Below are 15,733 nucleotides of genomic sequence, written 5' to 3' on the forward strand. Positions count from 1 at the left end.
GATTCACACTCTAGTACCGCGGCACCACCTGAATTTCAACTAGACCTGGGACTCACCCGCGACCAGGTCAGCCTCACTTATCTCGTAACGTACTCCCGATGCACTATCGTTCTTCGAGGGATGGAGATTCGCTTTCCCCGAACCATCAATTTTACTTCGCTTATTGAACGCAAGCTTGAATCAGAGAGTTCAGCTGGGTCGCGCGAGCGCAAAGGCACGACTCCATAGTCACGCAGACGACCGGAGCACAGGTTCGAACCAAATGCGAAGATAAATACACACTTAGGAGTTTGGCCCCGCTGACGCCTAGTTCAGCTGCAAGCACACGACAACCATTGCGGCGGAGCCGCATCCGAAAAGTGCTTGCCTGCTGCAATGTTCGTTAGCCGGGTGGTGGGTGCTTCCTGAGTTCAATCGCAGGAGACGCCAGGCTTCAATTCGACTATCAGGTATGGATGGGCGCACTGACCAAGTTTTTCACCGAGTGGGTGATCGCTGGGTTTCAATACCATATACAGATCGCGTTGCACACTAAAGTCCCGGATATGATCTGAAAGGAGACCTCGATGTCGGAAACTGATGGCGTCTCTATGCGCCGCTTGAGCCTCAAGAAGAAACTCTTTTTCACTTTAATTATGACTGTTATCGGAGGAACTCTCGCGCTGTCGGTTGCTGAAATAATCTTCCGCTACACTTCCAACTCGAGGTACGACACGCCGGAGACACTGAAGAAGCGGACACTGGAATATGCGCCCGCGCTATTCGCCAGGCACATCTTCCCGCGAAAAGAGCTGCGTGCTACCAATGAAGATGAAAACAACTTGGTAGAATACTATATCAATGAGAAGGGCTACCGTGGGCGTAATTTCTCAGTCGTTAAACCCGGGGAGACGATTCGAATAATATTTTATGGAGGGTCTGCCACATTCGATGTTAATCTGCCGGAAGGGCAAGACTGGCCCCATAGAGTTGAAGCCATCCTTAGACTAAACGGCTATCCGGAGGTGGAGGTCATCAATGCCGGAATCCCGGGGCATGCCTCCTGGGATAGCTTCGGCAGATTGTTTTCCGAGGGGCATCATTTCAATCCTGATTATGTAGTTTCTAATAATGGGTGGAATGATTTCAGGTATTTCCTGTCGAGTCAGCCGCTCCTCAGGGAGTTCCAGCCCTTGTCTCAGTCATCGAGGAATACTGACCCGCGCCTCAATTACCGTAGTACTCTTGACCGCTTTCTCTGTGAACACTCTCAATCCTACCTCCGACTACGGTCGCGTTATATCGATTGGCGGCTCGGGATCGGCCCGCTCGGGGCGGCATCCAAAGGAGCGCACTCTTCTGAAATCACTGAAACGGCGCTCAGGCAATACTATCTAAACCAGATAATGTTCGTGCACATGGCGCGAGAGGTAGGCGCTGTGCCGGTCTTGATGACGGAAGCGAGACTAACGGCGCCGACTAATACGGAAAACCAGAAGTCCCGTATAGACCCCTACCTCGATTATGTGAAGCTCAACCATCAAGGGCTTCTCAAGGCTTACGACGGGATCGAGGGGACGCTTCGTAAAATATCCGTCGAGAAGAATGTTGAGCTGATAGATGTCTCGAGCGATTTGAACGGCAGAGATGAATTTTTCTCCGACGTAGTGCACCTGACCCCAAAAGGTTCGGAAGAACTCGCCCGAGCGACGGCCCAAAAGTTAATAGAGATTCTCAACGCTAGAAGCCGAAGGTAGTGAACCCCTGAATGAGACAAAAAGTTAAGGAACGTAGATGAATCATATTGCCAGAAATGGAAGCTGTCATCTCAGGTTCTGCGCGACCGTCAGAAGGTTGGTCATCGAGATCAGGCCCGCAAACCGGTATCCACGCCACATAGGATTTTCCCGGCTAAATTTTCCCAGAATTCATTCTGCAAGAACCAAAACGAAATGACAAAAGTCGCCGGAATAACTAAGAGCAGGTCCGCAAAAGAGGGGTGAGTCGAAGTAAATTGCGGAAACAAAATGACGATCGTCGAATAAGGGATTAACAGAAAAAGAGCTTGTCGAAGCGGGTGATACTGCTTCTGTTTTTGAAACAAGTAGGAAAAGCCGACTCCGAGGAAGAGAGTGATTATGAAGTAAAAAGCGGTGGGCCAGGACCTGAGTTCGTCGCGAAGAAGCTCTCGGCCATCGAGTTGTCGTGAGCATCGCCGACCGAGCCCTTTGACGGCCTTACTCCCATTTCTCCACATCGTTTGCCGAAAGCAAGCGACGTGTATTGGCATCCGTGATCGGAGTGATGAATCACTTCAGCCGGCCGGCGTTGTTCGAGCGCCATCTCCAGCGCATCGAGCACCAGCGCGGTCTTGAGATGAGTCGCCATCGCCCAACCGACGATTCGCCGGCTGAATGCATCGAGGACGACCGAGAGGTAAAGAAATCCCGCCCACGTCGGCACGTAGGTTATGTCAGCCACCCAGAGCTGGTTCACAGCCTTCGCGGTGAAGTCACGATCCACCAGGTCAGGAGCAGCCTCAGCTCGCGCTGCTCCTCCTTTCCCATTGTGAACCTCCTCTCTCAAAGAGTGAAGTGTCCACGAAACGGGGCAACTCCACACGTAATATCACCTACATCAACATTGCCGGAACGCTCTACTATCTCTGCGCTTTCCTGGATGGCTACAGCCGGGTGCTGGTCCACTGGGAGGTCAGGGAACGAATGAACTCGGCCGATGTGGAGACCATCGTGCAGCGCGCGAGAGAGAAGTATCCGGCCACGAGTCCACGGATCATTTCTGACAACGGTCGCCAGTTCATCGCCAGGGATTTCCGGGAATTCATCAGGTCTCGGGAATGACACACGTGAGAACCTCGCCCTATTATCCCCCAGTCGAACGGAAAGATGGAACGCTGGGATCAGACATTGAAGGTCACCACGATTCGGCCAAAGGCACCTGGCTCACTGGAAGAAGCGCGGCGGGTTGTGTCGCCGCCTTCGTCGAGTACTACAATACCGAGCGGCTTCACAGCTCGATCGGCTACATCACGCCGGCCGACAAGCTCAGAGGAACAGAGAACGAAGTATGGGAAGCCCGAGACCGGAAAGTCGAGGCCGCGAGGGAGCGGCCCGGGCAGCGCCGCGAACAGATGGCTGCCACAGTCTAACACCAAATCCAACAGAGTCACATTTCCGCTGAACCAATCCAGCACGTCCGGAAGATGCTACTGCACCCGCGTGAAGCCACAACAGATCCGGTCGCGAGCGCATGAAGTGGAGGCGATACCTCAGGCACCAGCATGTGACGGAAAGCGTCCTCGAGAAACCGCCGCGCCTCCGGCACATTTGTGGTCACCGACAATTGACGTCCACCGAACTCGATGAACAGTTCGGTGCCTGGCGAAGCGCTCACTCCGATGCCGCCGGTCTCGAGCGCAGGACATTGCTGAGCGCGCGCCGTCCCAGCCGTAGCGGGCGACTGATCCACGCGAACGGGCCTGCACCGCTATCGTTTTCGGTCGGTACAAGGAATACGCGGACAAGCGTCGCGACCTGGTCAGTCCTGCGCTCGCGCGACCTTGCCCAGAAAATCAGAGGCCGCAGGCGAAAGTCGAGCCGGGCGGTCCAGCCGGCTCGCGAGTCTCGCTTCTCCGTCAATCCGAGCCTCATCGAGACCTGCGCGGCAAGCCGTGCGGCCTCCGGGTCGCTGAACGGGACACGACTGACAAAGGGTCCATTCATTTCGCCGATGACATCCCGGGCTACACGAAGAGCCAGCTCGAGAATCCTTTTCGCATTCGCACGTTCCGCAAGCGCGAGAACAGCATCCGCCTCGCCGCTGTCGAGACGCTCGGCGAGCTGCACGATATCGCAGATCCAGCGAATTCGCTCCCACTCGTGCTTAGTTCCGTGCGCGCAGAGGAACATGAAGAGATGCGCCGGCCCAAGCACTCGCAACTCCGCGCCGGCGCAGGGAACGAGCCGTGAAGTGCTCCACAGCTCGGCCTCGCCAATGTCGAAGCGCAGGTGTTTCGAAAGGAGTGCCCAGTGCAGCTCTACCTTGATGTTCTCGCGCGAGAACTCGAGGGCGTGCTGATCGCTAATGAGTCGCCGCTCGCTCGAAGGCGAATAGTCGCGAGCGTAGCCGAGTGCGAGAAGGAGGTCCCGCGCGCTGGCGAGGTCCTGCTTCCTTACGAGAAGATCGATATCGGCAAAAGTGCGAAACGAAGGATTGCCATAGGCGGCGATTGCAACCGCCGGGCCCTTGAGAATGATCAGGTCGATCCGGCGATCTGTAAACCTGTCGGCGAGGTCAACGAGCACAAGCGTGCCTGAGAGGGCTTCCGTGCGCGCGTGCTGCTCGTGTACAGCTGCCCTTTTCAGAATGGGTTCAGCCAGCGTATCGCTGAAATGGGTACGCAGATTCGACATCACGACCGGCTCAACATCCCAAGCAGCGGCCTGCGAGAAGAACGCATCCCACGCAACGGCCTGTGAGAAGAACGCATCCCACGCCGTCATGTCATCGATCGCCGCGCGGATGGCATGGAGGCGATCTTCCGGAAGCGGGGTGCGCGACAGCGCCAGGACTAGGTCTTCCACGGGCCTCATGCGATTGAAGATACTCCAGACTGGGGGCCTTTGTGCCGGCGCCAGCCAGGAGGCGCTGGCTGTTTTATATTGGAAGCACTCGTTGAAGCAGTTCCACTTCCCGTCAGGACAACCGGTGCAGTTCGTTCACGCTCATAGATCTCCTGGCGCTCGGCCCTCGGCTGGTCGGCGCGACACTCCTCTGAGCCGGAGGCGGCGCTGCTGGTACTGGGAGGGGCACTCTCGAATGGTGAGAAAGTCGTCCTCGCCGTCGAGAGCGGCCAACGGGAATCGAGCGAGAGTTGGGGAGCCCTTCTGCGTGACCTGAAAGCGCGAGGACTTCGCTCACCGAAGTTGACGATTGCAGACGGGCACCTGGGAATATGGAGCGCACTGGCGAGTGTGTACCCGTCGTCAGCAGAGCAGTGCTGCTGGAATCACAGGACGCGGAACGCGCTTGATGTGGTCTCGCTGAAGCACCAGCCGGATTTAAAGAGGAAACTCCAGGAGATCGCATCGGCCCCGACGCGCACGGAATGCGAACGGTCGAAGCGCGAGTTTGCAAAAGCGTACGCGCGTGTCATCCGAAAGCGGCTGAACGGCTGGAACGCGACTGGGAGCGAATGGTAACCTTCTACAACTTTCCGGCCGCACACTGGAAGCACCTGCGCACGACAGACATCGTAGAGTCACCGTTTGCGGCGGTGAGACTCCGCACCGGAGCAGCGAATAGATGCAAGAAGGGGGGAAACGCGACCGCGCTGATCTGGAGGATGCTCCTCGTCGTCGAGCAGAACTTCCGGAAGCTGAACGCACCGCACCTGCTGTCGGAAGTTAATGCTGGAATCGAATACACGACGAGATCTCGTGCCGTCACTAACACCCGAGAGCAGCTCGCCGCCTGACGCTCATCTACAAACCAAATGACAAGACCTCCACCCAGACATCGTATTGGCCAAAGTATGGCGGCAAACTCACCGATGGACTCAATCACGCCGAATTTCTGGAGCCAAGCTACACGCCATCGTATTACGATAAGCACATTGTTGCGATGCACTTTTATCATAACCTCATTTTCATCTACAAGGGCATCAACGATGAGGGAAGTAACTGTGCGCGAACGGTGAGCTACGGTGCTGATCTGCATGCCAGCAGTAGTCCCCGGGATGTTAGATCGACATCTGCCGCGCGGCCAGCATGCCCAGGGACAATGATACTGCCTGGAGGGGGTTCAACCTCCAGGCTGCGCTCTAGCAACCCTACTAACAGAGTTCGACAGGCAAATCCTTGAGCGAATCATCACGTCCAGACGAGTCGCTACGAATTCGTGTTACGACTCCGCAGCAGGCACGCGCCCCGTTTCGAGGAGTAGTCTGTGATTTAAGGGCCAACTTCAAGCAAGCCAGTGTCCTGGCGTGGACTCTTTTCCGCCGGGATGTCAGTGCCGAACACCGTCAAAGTCTGCTCGGTTACTTCTGGCTGCTTCTGCCCCCGGTTGCGAGCACCTTGGTGTGGGTGTTCCTGACGAGCCAGAGGGTTATCACGATCGACTCGGCCGGTGTACCCTATCCATTATTCGCTTTGACAGGCACCGCTCTCTGGACCGCATTCAACAGCGGCGTTATGGGCACGTTGACCGCGCTGTCTGGCGCCAGAATGCTTCTGCCGAAAGTGAACTTTCCGCACGAAGCGCTGGTCTACTCAGCGCTACTCAAATCCGGCCTCGATATGCTGATTGCCGCCATCCTCGTGGGAGTTGCTGTGCTTCTATTGGGGTACAAGCTGAGGCCCGAGTTCGCCTTATTTTGTATGGCGCTCCTGATCAATGCGATCGTTGGCGCAGCCCTTGGACTTGTCGCCCTGCCTATCTCGGCCCTTTATCCGGACATTTCAAAGGGAATTCAGTTCGTTCTGCGGTTTGGTTTTTTTCTGACGCCCGTTATATACGCCGTGCCTGCAAGCGGGGCCGCACGAACGCTGATGCTTGCCAATCCCGTTACCCCGATAATCACCACCGGAAGGGCTTGGCTGACGGGGTCAAGCGAGGCCATGCCCGCAGCCTTCGCTGTTGTGAGCATCAGCAGCCTCGGTATCCTCCTTGCCGGGCTGGTGCTGTTCAAGATCGCACTTCCCTTCCTCACCGAGCGCTTGGGCTCATGACTGAGCCAGCCCTCGCCGTGGCCGAGCATGTCTCCAAGAAGTTCTGTCGTTCACTTCACCGCTCTCTATGGTACGGATTGCACGACCTGACATCGGCAATTCTCCCATGGCACCGTGGCAATATGGGCCGGGGACCAAACGACGAAGCCGCGCGACCGCTTCGCACCGAGGAGTTCTGGGCTCTGAGAGACGTCTCCTTCGAGTTGCACCGGGGTGATTGCCTCGGGGTCATTGGCCACAACGGTGCCGGCAAATCCACGCTAATCAAGCTGGTCAACGGGCTCATTACGCCAGACACTGGGCGGCTGACAACGCGTGGGCGGGTATGCGCATTGATCGAGCTCAGCGCCGGCTTCGACCCGATCCTCACCGGGCGGGAGAACATTTACAATCAGGCCACGCTGCTTGGCTTCAGCCGGGAGGAAACACGACGCAAATTCGATTCGATCGTCGATTTCGCTGATATCGGTGAATTTCTTGACACTCCGTTGCGGAACTACAGCACCGGAATGGCTATGAGGCTCGGCTTTGCTGTCGCCGCACATCTGGAGCCCGACGTCCTGATCATCGACGAAGTGTTGGCAGTTGGGGATATATCCTTTCGATGCAAGTGCATGAATGCAATCGGCCAGCTCCTCCAGACGTCCGCAGTCATCTTTGTCTCTCATGCCATGCCGAACATCGTGCGCCTGTGCAATGAGCTGATCGTGCTGGATCGGGGACAAGTCACTTATCACGGCCGGGATCTGGCCCGGGGTATCGGGCAGTATCAGGCGCTGTTCCAGGGAGCCCCTCAGAGCGTAAGCGGATCCGGCGAAGTCGTCGTCAGGAAACTGTCAATTGACAGCGGTGACTCGCATGCAGACCTGGGGGGAACATGCTCCGTTTCTTATGGAGCCGAGTTACGTATCACCGTGACGATCGATTCGATCGACCACCTGGAGGGAACACGAATCCAGTTTGTACTCTGGAACGCGGAGATGCTTCCCGTCCTTGACGTCGTTGCAGAAAACCTGGAAGGGACGTATATCGATCTGACAGAGAGCCGTCTGATGCAAGTGACCGCATTCGTGCCGCAAACGGAGTTGAATGGCGGCAAATATACATTAAGCATCATCGCTGAAGCTCGGGAGCACACCAGAACCTATTGCAGGCATGACAACGCCGCTTACCTCCAAGTGGATGCGGAGACAACCAGCGGTGCCCATTTCTTGACGGTGGCCGAATGGAGCCAGCAAAAGGCGACGGGCAGCTGAGCGCTTCGTCCGCGCGGCGCAGGGTCATCTCGAGAGTCGCAGGCGACAATGCCTTGCGCCGCGTCGATGCGATTCGCCACGAGCTTCGATATGGACCTCCAGCCGCGTGGGGACGTTGGAGGGAGAAGCGCCTGTCGGCACGGAAGCGGCGGATTCTCGCTGGCTGGCTGGAAAGTCATGGAGCGAACCCTCCTGAGGTCCTTCTTGGAGCTAACGTCAATCGATCGGATGGAATTAGGAATCACGTTCTTGGCATTTTCAAGTATGCCCAGCGCGACCGCGCGGTTCGAGTAGCGCCGCAGTCCCGGAGTCACCTTTTAATCGAAGATCTACGATGTGCGGAATAGCCGGCATACTCACCAAGAGCCGCGCCCCCGAAAAGGCGGCGTTGGAAAGAATGCTCGACCAGATCTCGCATCGGGGGCCCGACGGCAGAGGTATTTACACCGGGAGCAGGGCCGCTTTGGGCTGTTGCCGGCTCGCTTTCACGGACATCGCCGGCGGCACCCAGCCTATCAGGGACGAATCCGGCCAGCGCATGATTATCGCCAACGCCGAGATATACAACGCTCCCGAGCTCCGTTCCGCGCTGCAGTCGAAGGGCCATATCTTCTCCACCCGTTCCGACGTCGAGGTGATACTGCATCTTTTCGTGGAGCATGGCGCGGCTTGCCTCGCGCATTTGGAAGGGATGTTCGCCTTCGCCATCTGGTCCGAGCATTCCGGCGAGCTTTTCGTCGCCAGGGATCGCTTCGGGATCAAGCCTCTCTATTATGCCGATTCAGGCGAGGCCTTCGCCTTCGCATCAGAGCTGAAAAGCTTGGTAGCGCTGGACGGAGTGCGGAAGGAAGTCGACGCGAACGCGCTGGCTTCCTACTTCGCCACACTCGCGGTGAGCGAGCCATATTCGATTTTCAGAGGTATCGCAAAACTTCCGCCTGCGCATTACATGGTCGTCGGCGAGTCCGGGATGAAGATCGAGCGTTACTGGATGCCGCGGGCCGCGCCGCGAGAACATGGCGTGTCGCCGTCCGAGCTTCGCGACGTCTTGGCCGTGAGCGTCAGGCGCACCCTCATCTCCGAAGCTCCGCTGGGAGTGCTGCTGAGCGGCGGCCTGGATTCCACAATCGTCGCGGCGCTAGCGGCTAGAGAGCGTCCCGGTATTCCCACCTTCTCGCTCCGCATGGAGGACGCTGCCTACGACGAAGGCCCTTACAGCAGGGAGGCGGCCCGGAGCTTCGGGACGGAGCACAACGAGGTTACCGCCACCGTAGCTTCGATCGCGGACGCGCTCGAAGCCATCGGCGGGCAGATCGACGAACCCTTCGCCGACGCTTCCTTCCTGCCGAGCTATCTGATCTTCCGCGAGGCCAGCCATAGCGTAAAAGGTTTGCTCACTGGGGAAGGGGCGGATGAGCTCTTCGCAGGCAGCCCCTGGCACGCGCCCGGAGCTGCCGATGGCGCGATCGTTCCGGCGTCGCGCAGGATCTTTTCCTACGAGCAAATTGAAAGCTTTTGGCCCGACTCCCCAGGCGCGGCTTGGGAGAACTGCGAATACATCGCGGGGCTCGCCGCTGGCGATAGCTCCGACGCGATCGCGCGCGCGATCGACTTGGACCTCGGGCTATATCTCCCTTCGGACTTGCTCGTCAAGGCTGATCGCATGTCGATGCTGTGCTCCGTCGAAGCGCGGGTACCGTATCTCAACCCCGCGGTGGCGGATGCCGCGCTGGCGATACCGACAGCGGGCAAAATTTCGAGGGAGGTTAGGAAAATACCTTTGAAAGAAACCTTCAAGGATTTGATCCCGGAGTCTATCGTCGGGCGGCCAAAGCAGGGGTTCTCCATTCCGCTCGACCTGTGGCTTTGGCAGGACACGCCGCTCAAGGACCTCATTTATGGGGCGCTTTTCGATCGAAACGCCAAATGCAGGCAGCTCTTCGATTACCGGCGGCTCGAGTTGATGCGGAGCGAGCACGAGAGGCTGATTGCGCTGCACGGCTACAGGCTCTTTACATTATATATGATGGAGCGTTGGCTCAGATCGTGGAACTAGACATTGAACGATTCTTGCCGTGATGTTACCGTTATCCACTCTCATCCCATCCCATTTTCCCCTATGGACAAGAAAGCGAAAGGCGAAGCCAAGAAACCCGCCAAGAAACCAGCCAAGAAATACTCGGCTCCGATCGTTACTCGGCACGGCAATATCCGCATGATGGTGCAGATGTATTCGCCCAGCTGAGGCAGGCGCACTAGCTCGAAACTTCGATGAAGCCCTTTGATTGAAGGTTGCCGAGAAAGGTCAGGGCGTCCTTCAGGGCAGTGGTCGCTGGGATCGAATAGACTTTTGCGAGCTCCCGCGCCAGTTCCTCGACTGATTTTTCGCCTTCCAGCAGCTTCCAAATTTCCATGCCCGGCTCGTTCAGGGCGACGTAGTCGCCATTCTCGAGGTTCAATAAGACCATCTCCCCTTCGAGCTCTTTTGCGGGGATTTTCTTAGCTTTGCTGACGATCGATGTCCGATTCATGACCTGTGAATATCCCGGATTTCGCGGCAGCCGCAATAGCAGGCTTCCGAAATTTTTTGTTCTCGCCGCCGGTTCAGCGCTGTTTCCGCAAGCGGCGCTCGCCAGCTTCCGACACAAGGCGCCACATGGTTTCTGGCACTTTCTTGTCGGTGCGGGTCTGGCCTTTCGAGTGGCGCCTCCAGACGTAGTAAATCTCCCCTGCCAGATATCTGTACCGGGTAATCTCGCTCATCTTGAGCCACAAGCTCTTGTCGTCCAGTGAACCGGCGCCCTCGTCGTAGCCTCCAACCGTTAGGGCTAGCGCGCGCCGCATCATGCAGCCGCCATGGTTAACCGTATCTTCGATCAGATCCCAGCTGCGCGTATGATCCTTGGCGACGATCTGCGGGAAATCCAGCATGCGCCCACGATGGATCTCGATCGCCAAGATATCGCCATATGCCATTCCGATCTCGCTCTCTTCGTCTAGCACGGAGCACAGTCGCGAAAGATTGCGGGGCAAGAGCAGATCGTCGGCGTCGCAAGGCGTGACATAGTCCGCGCGGGCATGACGGAGCAGGAAATTGCGCGTGGCGCCCGATCCTTTGTTGCGGCGGTTCCGGAAGATCCGCACTCGCGGATCACGGCTGTAGCGGCGCAGGATCTCGAAGCTGCCGTCCGTCGAGCGATCGTCGGCGGCCAGCAGTTCGAAGGCCGGACCCGCTTGCGCGAGCACACTTTCAATCGCCTGCGGCAGGTATGCGGCAGCGTTGAAGACCGGCATGATAACGGCGATCCTGGGACGGCTAACGGGGGGTTTTCGCGGCATTTTGATCCTGAGCGGATGCGGGAAGCCTCCGAGCTTGAAGTAAACTACTGGAGCCGCTCCGCCGGCGGGCGTAAAGTATAGCGATGCCGTCGAGCGCCCGTACATACCGCTTCGGAAACAAGCTCGTCCAAATCAACATCGACGGCAGGCGCCTGGAGCGCTTTGTATCACAGCAATGGGCGCCTTTCGATGCAGGAGCGGTTCACGCGAAGGCGCCGCATGCTGCTATCAACATCAGGCAGGAAGAGCGCGGCGATCTGCCGTGCCACGCGGAATTCGAGCAGTGCTTCTACGATAACGAAGTTACGGTGATCGCTGATGCGCAGAAAACCTTGGCCTGCTACTTCGGGCGGCCCCCTTCGAACGCATTCCTGACGTTGAAGGCCGATATGGAGCCTTCGTTCGCGCACTACTACGTGATCGAGCCGCTCCTTCTCTACCTGCTGCGGCGCTTGAATGTCTTACAGCTTCACGCCGCGGTCCTGGAGCGGAATGGCAAGGGCATCCTGATCGCTGGAGCCTCGGGTACCGGCAAGTCGACCGCGAGCGCCGCGCTCGTGGGGGGCGGCTACAGCCTGCTTTCCGATGACAGGGCATTCCTGGCCAAGGCAGGGCGGCAGACCCGCTTGTACGCGAACGATCCGCGCATCTCGCTCAGCGACCAATCGCGGAAGCTCTTCTCCCCTCTCGGCTTCCTAAGGCCGGCTGAGATGCGCCGGCGCGGCAAAAGCGGCAAGCGGATCTACTCGCCGATCCGCGGGAGGGAAGTTGGGAGTGGGTCAGTGAAGCCACATCTCCTGATCTTCACGGAGCCTCGTCGCGGGAAAGCGACGGTTTTGCGGCCCTTGCCCAAGGCGGAAGCGCTCGCGCGGCTGCTTGAGCGCAAGCCGATTGAATATCCCGTGATGCTAGCGGACGGAGCGGGGCTTACAAACGAGCTCGAGCTATGCGGAAGGCTCGTGGCGAGCGCCCGGACATTCGCCATGAATTTCGCGGGCAACCCTGAAGAGCTGCCGTCCTTGATCGATTCCCTCGCGGGCGAACTTTCCGGACGCGGCGCTGGCCGGAGCCCGGCGTCCAAGAAGAAGGGAGCGAGCGCGGGGATTCGAAAGCGCGAGCCAGGTTCGCGGCCGCCGCGCGGCCGAAAGCCTTCAGGCCGCTGAGCGACTTCCCGTCCGGCATATTCAGGATGAGGCTTCTATTATCCCCATCAGCGTCTCCCGCAAGGGTATGGAGGGAGAGAAGCCTAGCAAAGAGGCGAGCTTCGAGATATCGGGCGAGCGCTTCGGGAAATCTTCCAAGCCTCCCGGCATGCATTCGGCATAGGGCAGCGTCACGATACGCGAGCTGCTGGCGCAAAGCTCGCGTATCTGGCGCGCGAGCTCGAGGATCGAGATCTCCAAAGGATTGCCGATGTTGTAAACCTGGCCGAAGGCCTCCTGCCGCTCCGCTAGATCTGCCAGCGCCTCGACGCACTCGCGGACGTCGAGAAAGCAGCGGGTTTGCGAGCCGTCGCCGAAAATCGTCATGTCCCCGCCTGCGCGCGCCTGGCGGACCAAGGTCGGCGCCACCATGCCGTAATCGGATGATTGCCTGGGACCGATGATATTGAAGAAGCGGGCGATTACCACGGGAAGGCCGTACTGCGCGTGGTAAGAATAGGCCAAGTGCTCGCCGGCGGCTTTGCCGGCGGCGTAAGCCCAACGCGGGTGGGCGGGCGGACCGATCTCGATCGGATCGCTCTCTCGCGACTTCCTGGAAACGCTGCGCCCGTAGACTTCCGAAGAAGACGCGAACAGCGCGGGCTTGCGATGTTCGCGGCAGAGGCGGAACACGGCTTCGCAGCCGAGCAAGTTGCCGCGCAGCGTGCCGCTGGGGTCGGCCAGTATCTTCCTCACGCCGACGGCCGCCGCCAGGTGGTAAACGTAATCCGATCGCGCGACGAGTCTCCCGGCCAGATCCTCGTCCAAGACCGATCCGATCGTTATCTCCAGCTTCGGATCTTCGGCGACGGCCCGCAGGTTCCCGGCGCTCGAAGAGGACAGATCGTCGAGCGCCATGACCGCGTGGCCGCGCGCGAGCAGCGACTCGCAAAGGTGGGAGCCGATGAAACCGCAGCCGCCAGTCACTAGAATTTTCAATCGAGGCATCCTGTGAATGCCGGAAGTGCCTTCCGGCATCCGGCCAAAGTTCATAGCATCGCATCTCGGCGTTCTGATCTATACATATAGCTTCCTACGGGGAATGTTAAGGCTATTGATAGAAAATCTCGGGGTATTGAACCATCCTGAAACGAGGCCTCCCATGAGCCGAAAGGCATCCCGCGATATATATGGCGCGACATAAACCCCGCTTGGTCTTCAACCTTCATCCGCGCGTATTCGGCGGCACCGAGTCGTTCTTTCTCAGGCTGGCGGTCGCGCTACGGAAGGATTTCGCTCCCGTTTTCATCTCCCCGCGTTTGGGGCCGGCCCTTTCCCGCGCGGCGAGCTTCGGTTTTGAAACCGCCCTTGTGCGCGAGGGGCGCGGGTCCGCCCGCAAGCTACTCCAGATCGCGCCATCGCTCCTGCAATCCAACTACTATCTGCCGTTCATGGCGATGGCGGGCAAGGAATTGGGCGTTCCGCATGTTTGGAGGGTGGGCGGCCATCCTGACTTGGTTTTGGCGCATCTCTCCGCGCCAGATAGGGAGGCTTTCCTGAAGATGATGTCGCTCTTGTCGGACAAGATTATATGCGCATCGAGGTTCATCGCCAGGCCCTTCGCCGCGGCCGGGCTCGAGGATGCGGCGGTGATCAACAACGGAGTGAGCCTCCCATCGCGTGCGCTGCCTGCTTTTCGCGAAGGGAACCCGTTCAAAATAGCGATGGTCGCCCATCTGCACCCGCAGAAGCGCCATGAGGATTTCATCCGCGCGGCGGGGGAGCTTCTCCGGGGACCGCGAATGTACGAATTCGTCATTTTCGGGAATGCGCTAGCCGATCAGCGGACGTATGCCGCGGGCTTGAAGAAAATGGCTCGCGAGCTGGGGGCGGGCGGCAAAATCAAGATCCGCGCTTTCAGCGGCGATGCGTCCGCCGCGTTGGCGGATTGCCACGCCTTCGCGCTGCCTGCCGAAAACGAGGGCGCCAGCAACGCGATCTTGGAGGCCATGGCTTTGGGCCTGCCTGCGGTCGTGGCGCGCAGCGGAGGCAATGCCGAGCTTGTGGCGCACAGGAAGACGGGACTGATCATCCCGGCGCGGGAGCCGCGTGCATTGGTGGCGGCAATCGAGGTCCTGGCCAGCAATCCCGGGCTTCGACTCCGGATCGGGCAAGCCGCCCGCGAAGCGGCCAAACGGAGCTTCTCTATCGAAGCGTCAGCCGCGAGATACGCGCGTCTCTACGCCTCGCTCTTATAGGTGCTCGCGGCCGAGCGTATCGCCGCCAGGTACGCCGGCGGGATCGGCTTGATACCGTGTTCCCCTGGCCAGAAATGGACGGCTTCGTTGTAAATCCAAACCAGCCAATCGGTCTGCTCCATTGCTGCGCGCAAGGAGCGCTCGAGCTTGGCGGGGCTGAAATGGTTCCTCCAATGCCACGCGTGGCTCCAGCGCTTATCGAAGTCGAGCCAGATCCCAAACCCGAATGACATTACGCTTGCCGCTTTAGCAGGATCGCTGAGCAGGCTTTCGCGGGCTTGTCGCATCCGTTCGTAGCCCTCCCAAAATTGCACGGGCGTCCGGTAGCCGTAGGAGAGCTCGTACCCGTCTATGAGCTGGCCTTCTCGATCGGCCGCCCTTACCAAGCCGTCGATGAATGGTACGAGCAAGCCATAGCTGATCTCGCGCGCTGCGAGCTTGCCTTCCCTGGAGAGTTTCCAGACCAAACTCGGCCCGAAGCTCAGCGCGAGCTTAGCGCCGGGGTTGCCACTCTGGATTGCGGACATGATTTCGAAGCCGCGTTGCTCAGTTTGGAGCGCGTAATCCGCCCAGGAGTGCTCTGCCGCCAGCGGTTGGTTCGCGTAGGTGAAGACACGGCCCGCGTATTCCTCGACATCGAGGAAGATGCCTCGCGCCCCGCCCACCGCCGTGAGCAGCGCTGCGAGGCGGAAGTTGCCCAGCACTGATCCGAAATCGTCAAACCAATCGAGATCGCCGGGAGAGGCGTTCATCCGCAGAAAACTGCCCGTTAGTAGGGGATTGGACCGTCCCGCCCGCAAGTCTTCGAATGCTTCTTTGAGCTCGCTGCTTTCGTAAGCTCTCTTCCCCCAGGCGTTCCAAGTAAAGTTTTTGTAGGTTTGGTTCTCCCCGTTGGCGAAGATTTGGAAGACGCAGCCAGCGAAAGGGCTGCCAGCAGGCGGGTCCGCGCGGAAGAAGCCGGTGCCCGGCATGTCCCAGCCGAATTGGATCAAGTGCTTCGCGTTCGG

At 58.8% G+C, this 15,733-nt stretch carries 15 protein-coding genes and 2 pseudogenes; 11 read left to right on the forward strand and 6 right to left on the reverse strand.

The features are described from left to right. Together WKF55_04055 and WKF55_04060 are read left to right on the forward strand one after the other, a co-directional pair. Nucleotides 1-228: hypothetical protein (locus tag WKF55_04055; protein MEJ7758747.1), on the forward strand; the 228-nt coding region annotated here is incomplete at its 5' end. Between the two features lie 338 nt (nt 229-566). Then, a complete protein-coding gene (locus WKF55_04060; protein ID MEJ7758748.1) occupies nt 567-1,736 on the forward strand; it encodes an SGNH/GDSL hydrolase family protein in 1,170 nt (389 codons plus the stop codon). A 415-nt stretch (nt 1,737-2,151) separates the two neighbouring features. On the opposite strand, the pseudogene WKF55_04065 reads toward WKF55_04060, so the two are convergent. Continuing rightward, nucleotides 2,152-2,514 (reverse strand): annotated as a pseudogene (locus WKF55_04065) (IS3 family transposase). Nucleotides 2,515-2,573: 59 nt separating this feature from the next. On the opposite strand from WKF55_04065, the gene WKF55_04070 reads away from it, so the two are divergent. Together WKF55_04070 and WKF55_04075 are read left to right on the forward strand one after the other, a co-directional pair. After that, the gene (locus WKF55_04070; protein ID MEJ7758749.1) at nt 2,574-2,840 is read left to right on the forward strand and encodes a transposase family protein; all 267 of its coding nucleotides are present in this window, start codon (nt 2,574-2,576) and stop codon (nt 2,838-2,840) included. Continuing rightward, the gene (locus WKF55_04075) at nt 2,837-3,148 is read left to right on the forward strand and encodes an integrase core domain-containing protein (protein ID MEJ7758750.1); all 312 of its coding nucleotides are present in this window, start codon (nt 2,837-2,839) and stop codon (nt 3,146-3,148) included. Before WKF55_04070 ends, WKF55_04075 begins: the two co-directional genes overlap by 4 nt. A 241-nt stretch (nt 3,149-3,389) precedes the next feature. On the opposite strand, the gene WKF55_04080 is transcribed toward WKF55_04075, so the two are convergent. Then, nucleotides 3,390-4,583, reverse strand: coding sequence for a nucleotidyltransferase family protein (locus WKF55_04080; GenBank protein ID MEJ7758751.1), 1,194 nt, complete (start codon nt 4,581-4,583; stop codon nt 3,390-3,392). Between the two features lie 216 nt (nt 4,584-4,799). Here WKF55_04080 and WKF55_04085 point away from each other — a divergent pair. The 5 genes and pseudogenes from WKF55_04085 (at nt 4,800) to WKF55_04105 (ending at nt 10,232) form a co-directional block, all read left to right on the forward strand. Beyond that, nucleotides 4,800-5,476: pseudogene (locus tag WKF55_04085) on the forward strand (transposase). A gap of 382 nt (nt 5,477-5,858) precedes the next feature. Beyond that, a complete protein-coding gene (locus tag WKF55_04090) occupies nt 5,859-6,731 on the forward strand; it encodes an ABC transporter permease (GenBank protein ID MEJ7758752.1) in 873 nt (290 codons plus the stop codon). Further along, the gene (locus tag WKF55_04095) at nt 6,728-7,987 is read left to right on the forward strand and encodes an ABC transporter ATP-binding protein (GenBank protein MEJ7758753.1); all 1,260 of its coding nucleotides are present in this window, start codon (nt 6,728-6,730) and stop codon (nt 7,985-7,987) included. The genes WKF55_04090 and WKF55_04095 overlap by 4 nt, the downstream gene beginning before the upstream one ends. 334 nt (nt 7,988-8,321) lie before the next feature. Then, nucleotides 8,322-10,043, forward strand: coding sequence for an asparagine synthase (glutamine-hydrolyzing) (asnB, locus tag WKF55_04100; GenBank protein ID MEJ7758754.1), 1,722 nt, complete (start codon nt 8,322-8,324; stop codon nt 10,041-10,043). A gap of 63 nt (nt 10,044-10,106) precedes the next feature. Beyond that, nucleotides 10,107-10,232 carry a hypothetical protein gene (locus WKF55_04105; protein MEJ7758755.1) on the forward strand — a complete coding sequence of 42 codons (126 nt, stop codon included), beginning with the start codon at nt 10,107-10,109 and terminating at the stop codon, nt 10,230-10,232. A gap of 10 nt (nt 10,233-10,242) precedes the next feature. On the opposite strand, the gene WKF55_04110 is transcribed toward WKF55_04105, so the two are convergent. Together WKF55_04110 and WKF55_04115 are read right to left on the reverse strand one after the other, a co-directional pair. Then, nucleotides 10,243-10,518: a PqqD family protein gene (locus WKF55_04110; protein MEJ7758756.1), complete on the reverse strand. Its 276-nt coding sequence runs from the start codon at nt 10,516-10,518 to the stop codon at nt 10,243-10,245. 73 nt (nt 10,519-10,591) lie between these two features. Next, the gene (locus WKF55_04115; GenBank protein ID MEJ7758757.1) at nt 10,592-11,431 is read right to left on the reverse strand and encodes a glycosyltransferase family A protein; all 840 of its coding nucleotides are present in this window, start codon (nt 11,429-11,431) and stop codon (nt 10,592-10,594) included. Between WKF55_04115 and WKF55_04120 the strand changes: the two genes are divergently transcribed. Further along, nucleotides 11,410-12,489, forward strand: coding sequence for a hypothetical protein (locus tag WKF55_04120; GenBank protein MEJ7758758.1), 1,080 nt, complete (start codon nt 11,410-11,412; stop codon nt 12,487-12,489). The genes WKF55_04115 and WKF55_04120 overlap by 22 nt on opposite strands. Before the next feature lie 21 nt (nt 12,490-12,510). Here WKF55_04120 and WKF55_04125 read toward each other — a convergent pair whose 3' ends face one another. Continuing rightward, the gene (locus WKF55_04125) at nt 12,511-13,467 is read right to left on the reverse strand and encodes an NAD-dependent epimerase/dehydratase family protein (protein ID MEJ7758759.1); all 957 of its coding nucleotides are present in this window, start codon (nt 13,465-13,467) and stop codon (nt 12,511-12,513) included. Nucleotides 13,468-13,658: 191 nt separating this feature from the next. Here WKF55_04125 and WKF55_04130 point away from each other — a divergent pair, with 191 nt between their 5' ends. Beyond that, on the forward strand, nt 13,659-14,726 hold the full coding sequence (locus WKF55_04130) for a glycosyltransferase family 4 protein (protein ID MEJ7758760.1): 1,068 nt from the start codon (nt 13,659-13,661) through the stop codon (nt 14,724-14,726). On the opposite strand, the gene WKF55_04135 is transcribed toward WKF55_04130, so the two are convergent. Then, the gene (locus WKF55_04135) at nt 14,708-15,718 is read right to left on the reverse strand and encodes a hypothetical protein (protein ID MEJ7758761.1); all 1,011 of its coding nucleotides are present in this window, start codon (nt 15,716-15,718) and stop codon (nt 14,708-14,710) included. The two genes, WKF55_04130 and WKF55_04135, sit on opposite strands and share 19 nt — an antisense overlap. Nucleotides 15,719-15,733: the final 15 nt, after the last annotated feature.

Source organism: Gemmatimonadaceae bacterium (assembly GCA_037721215.1).
In the GTDB taxonomy this organism is placed as follows: Bacteria; Gemmatimonadota; Gemmatimonadetes; order Gemmatimonadales; family Gemmatimonadaceae; genus UBA4720.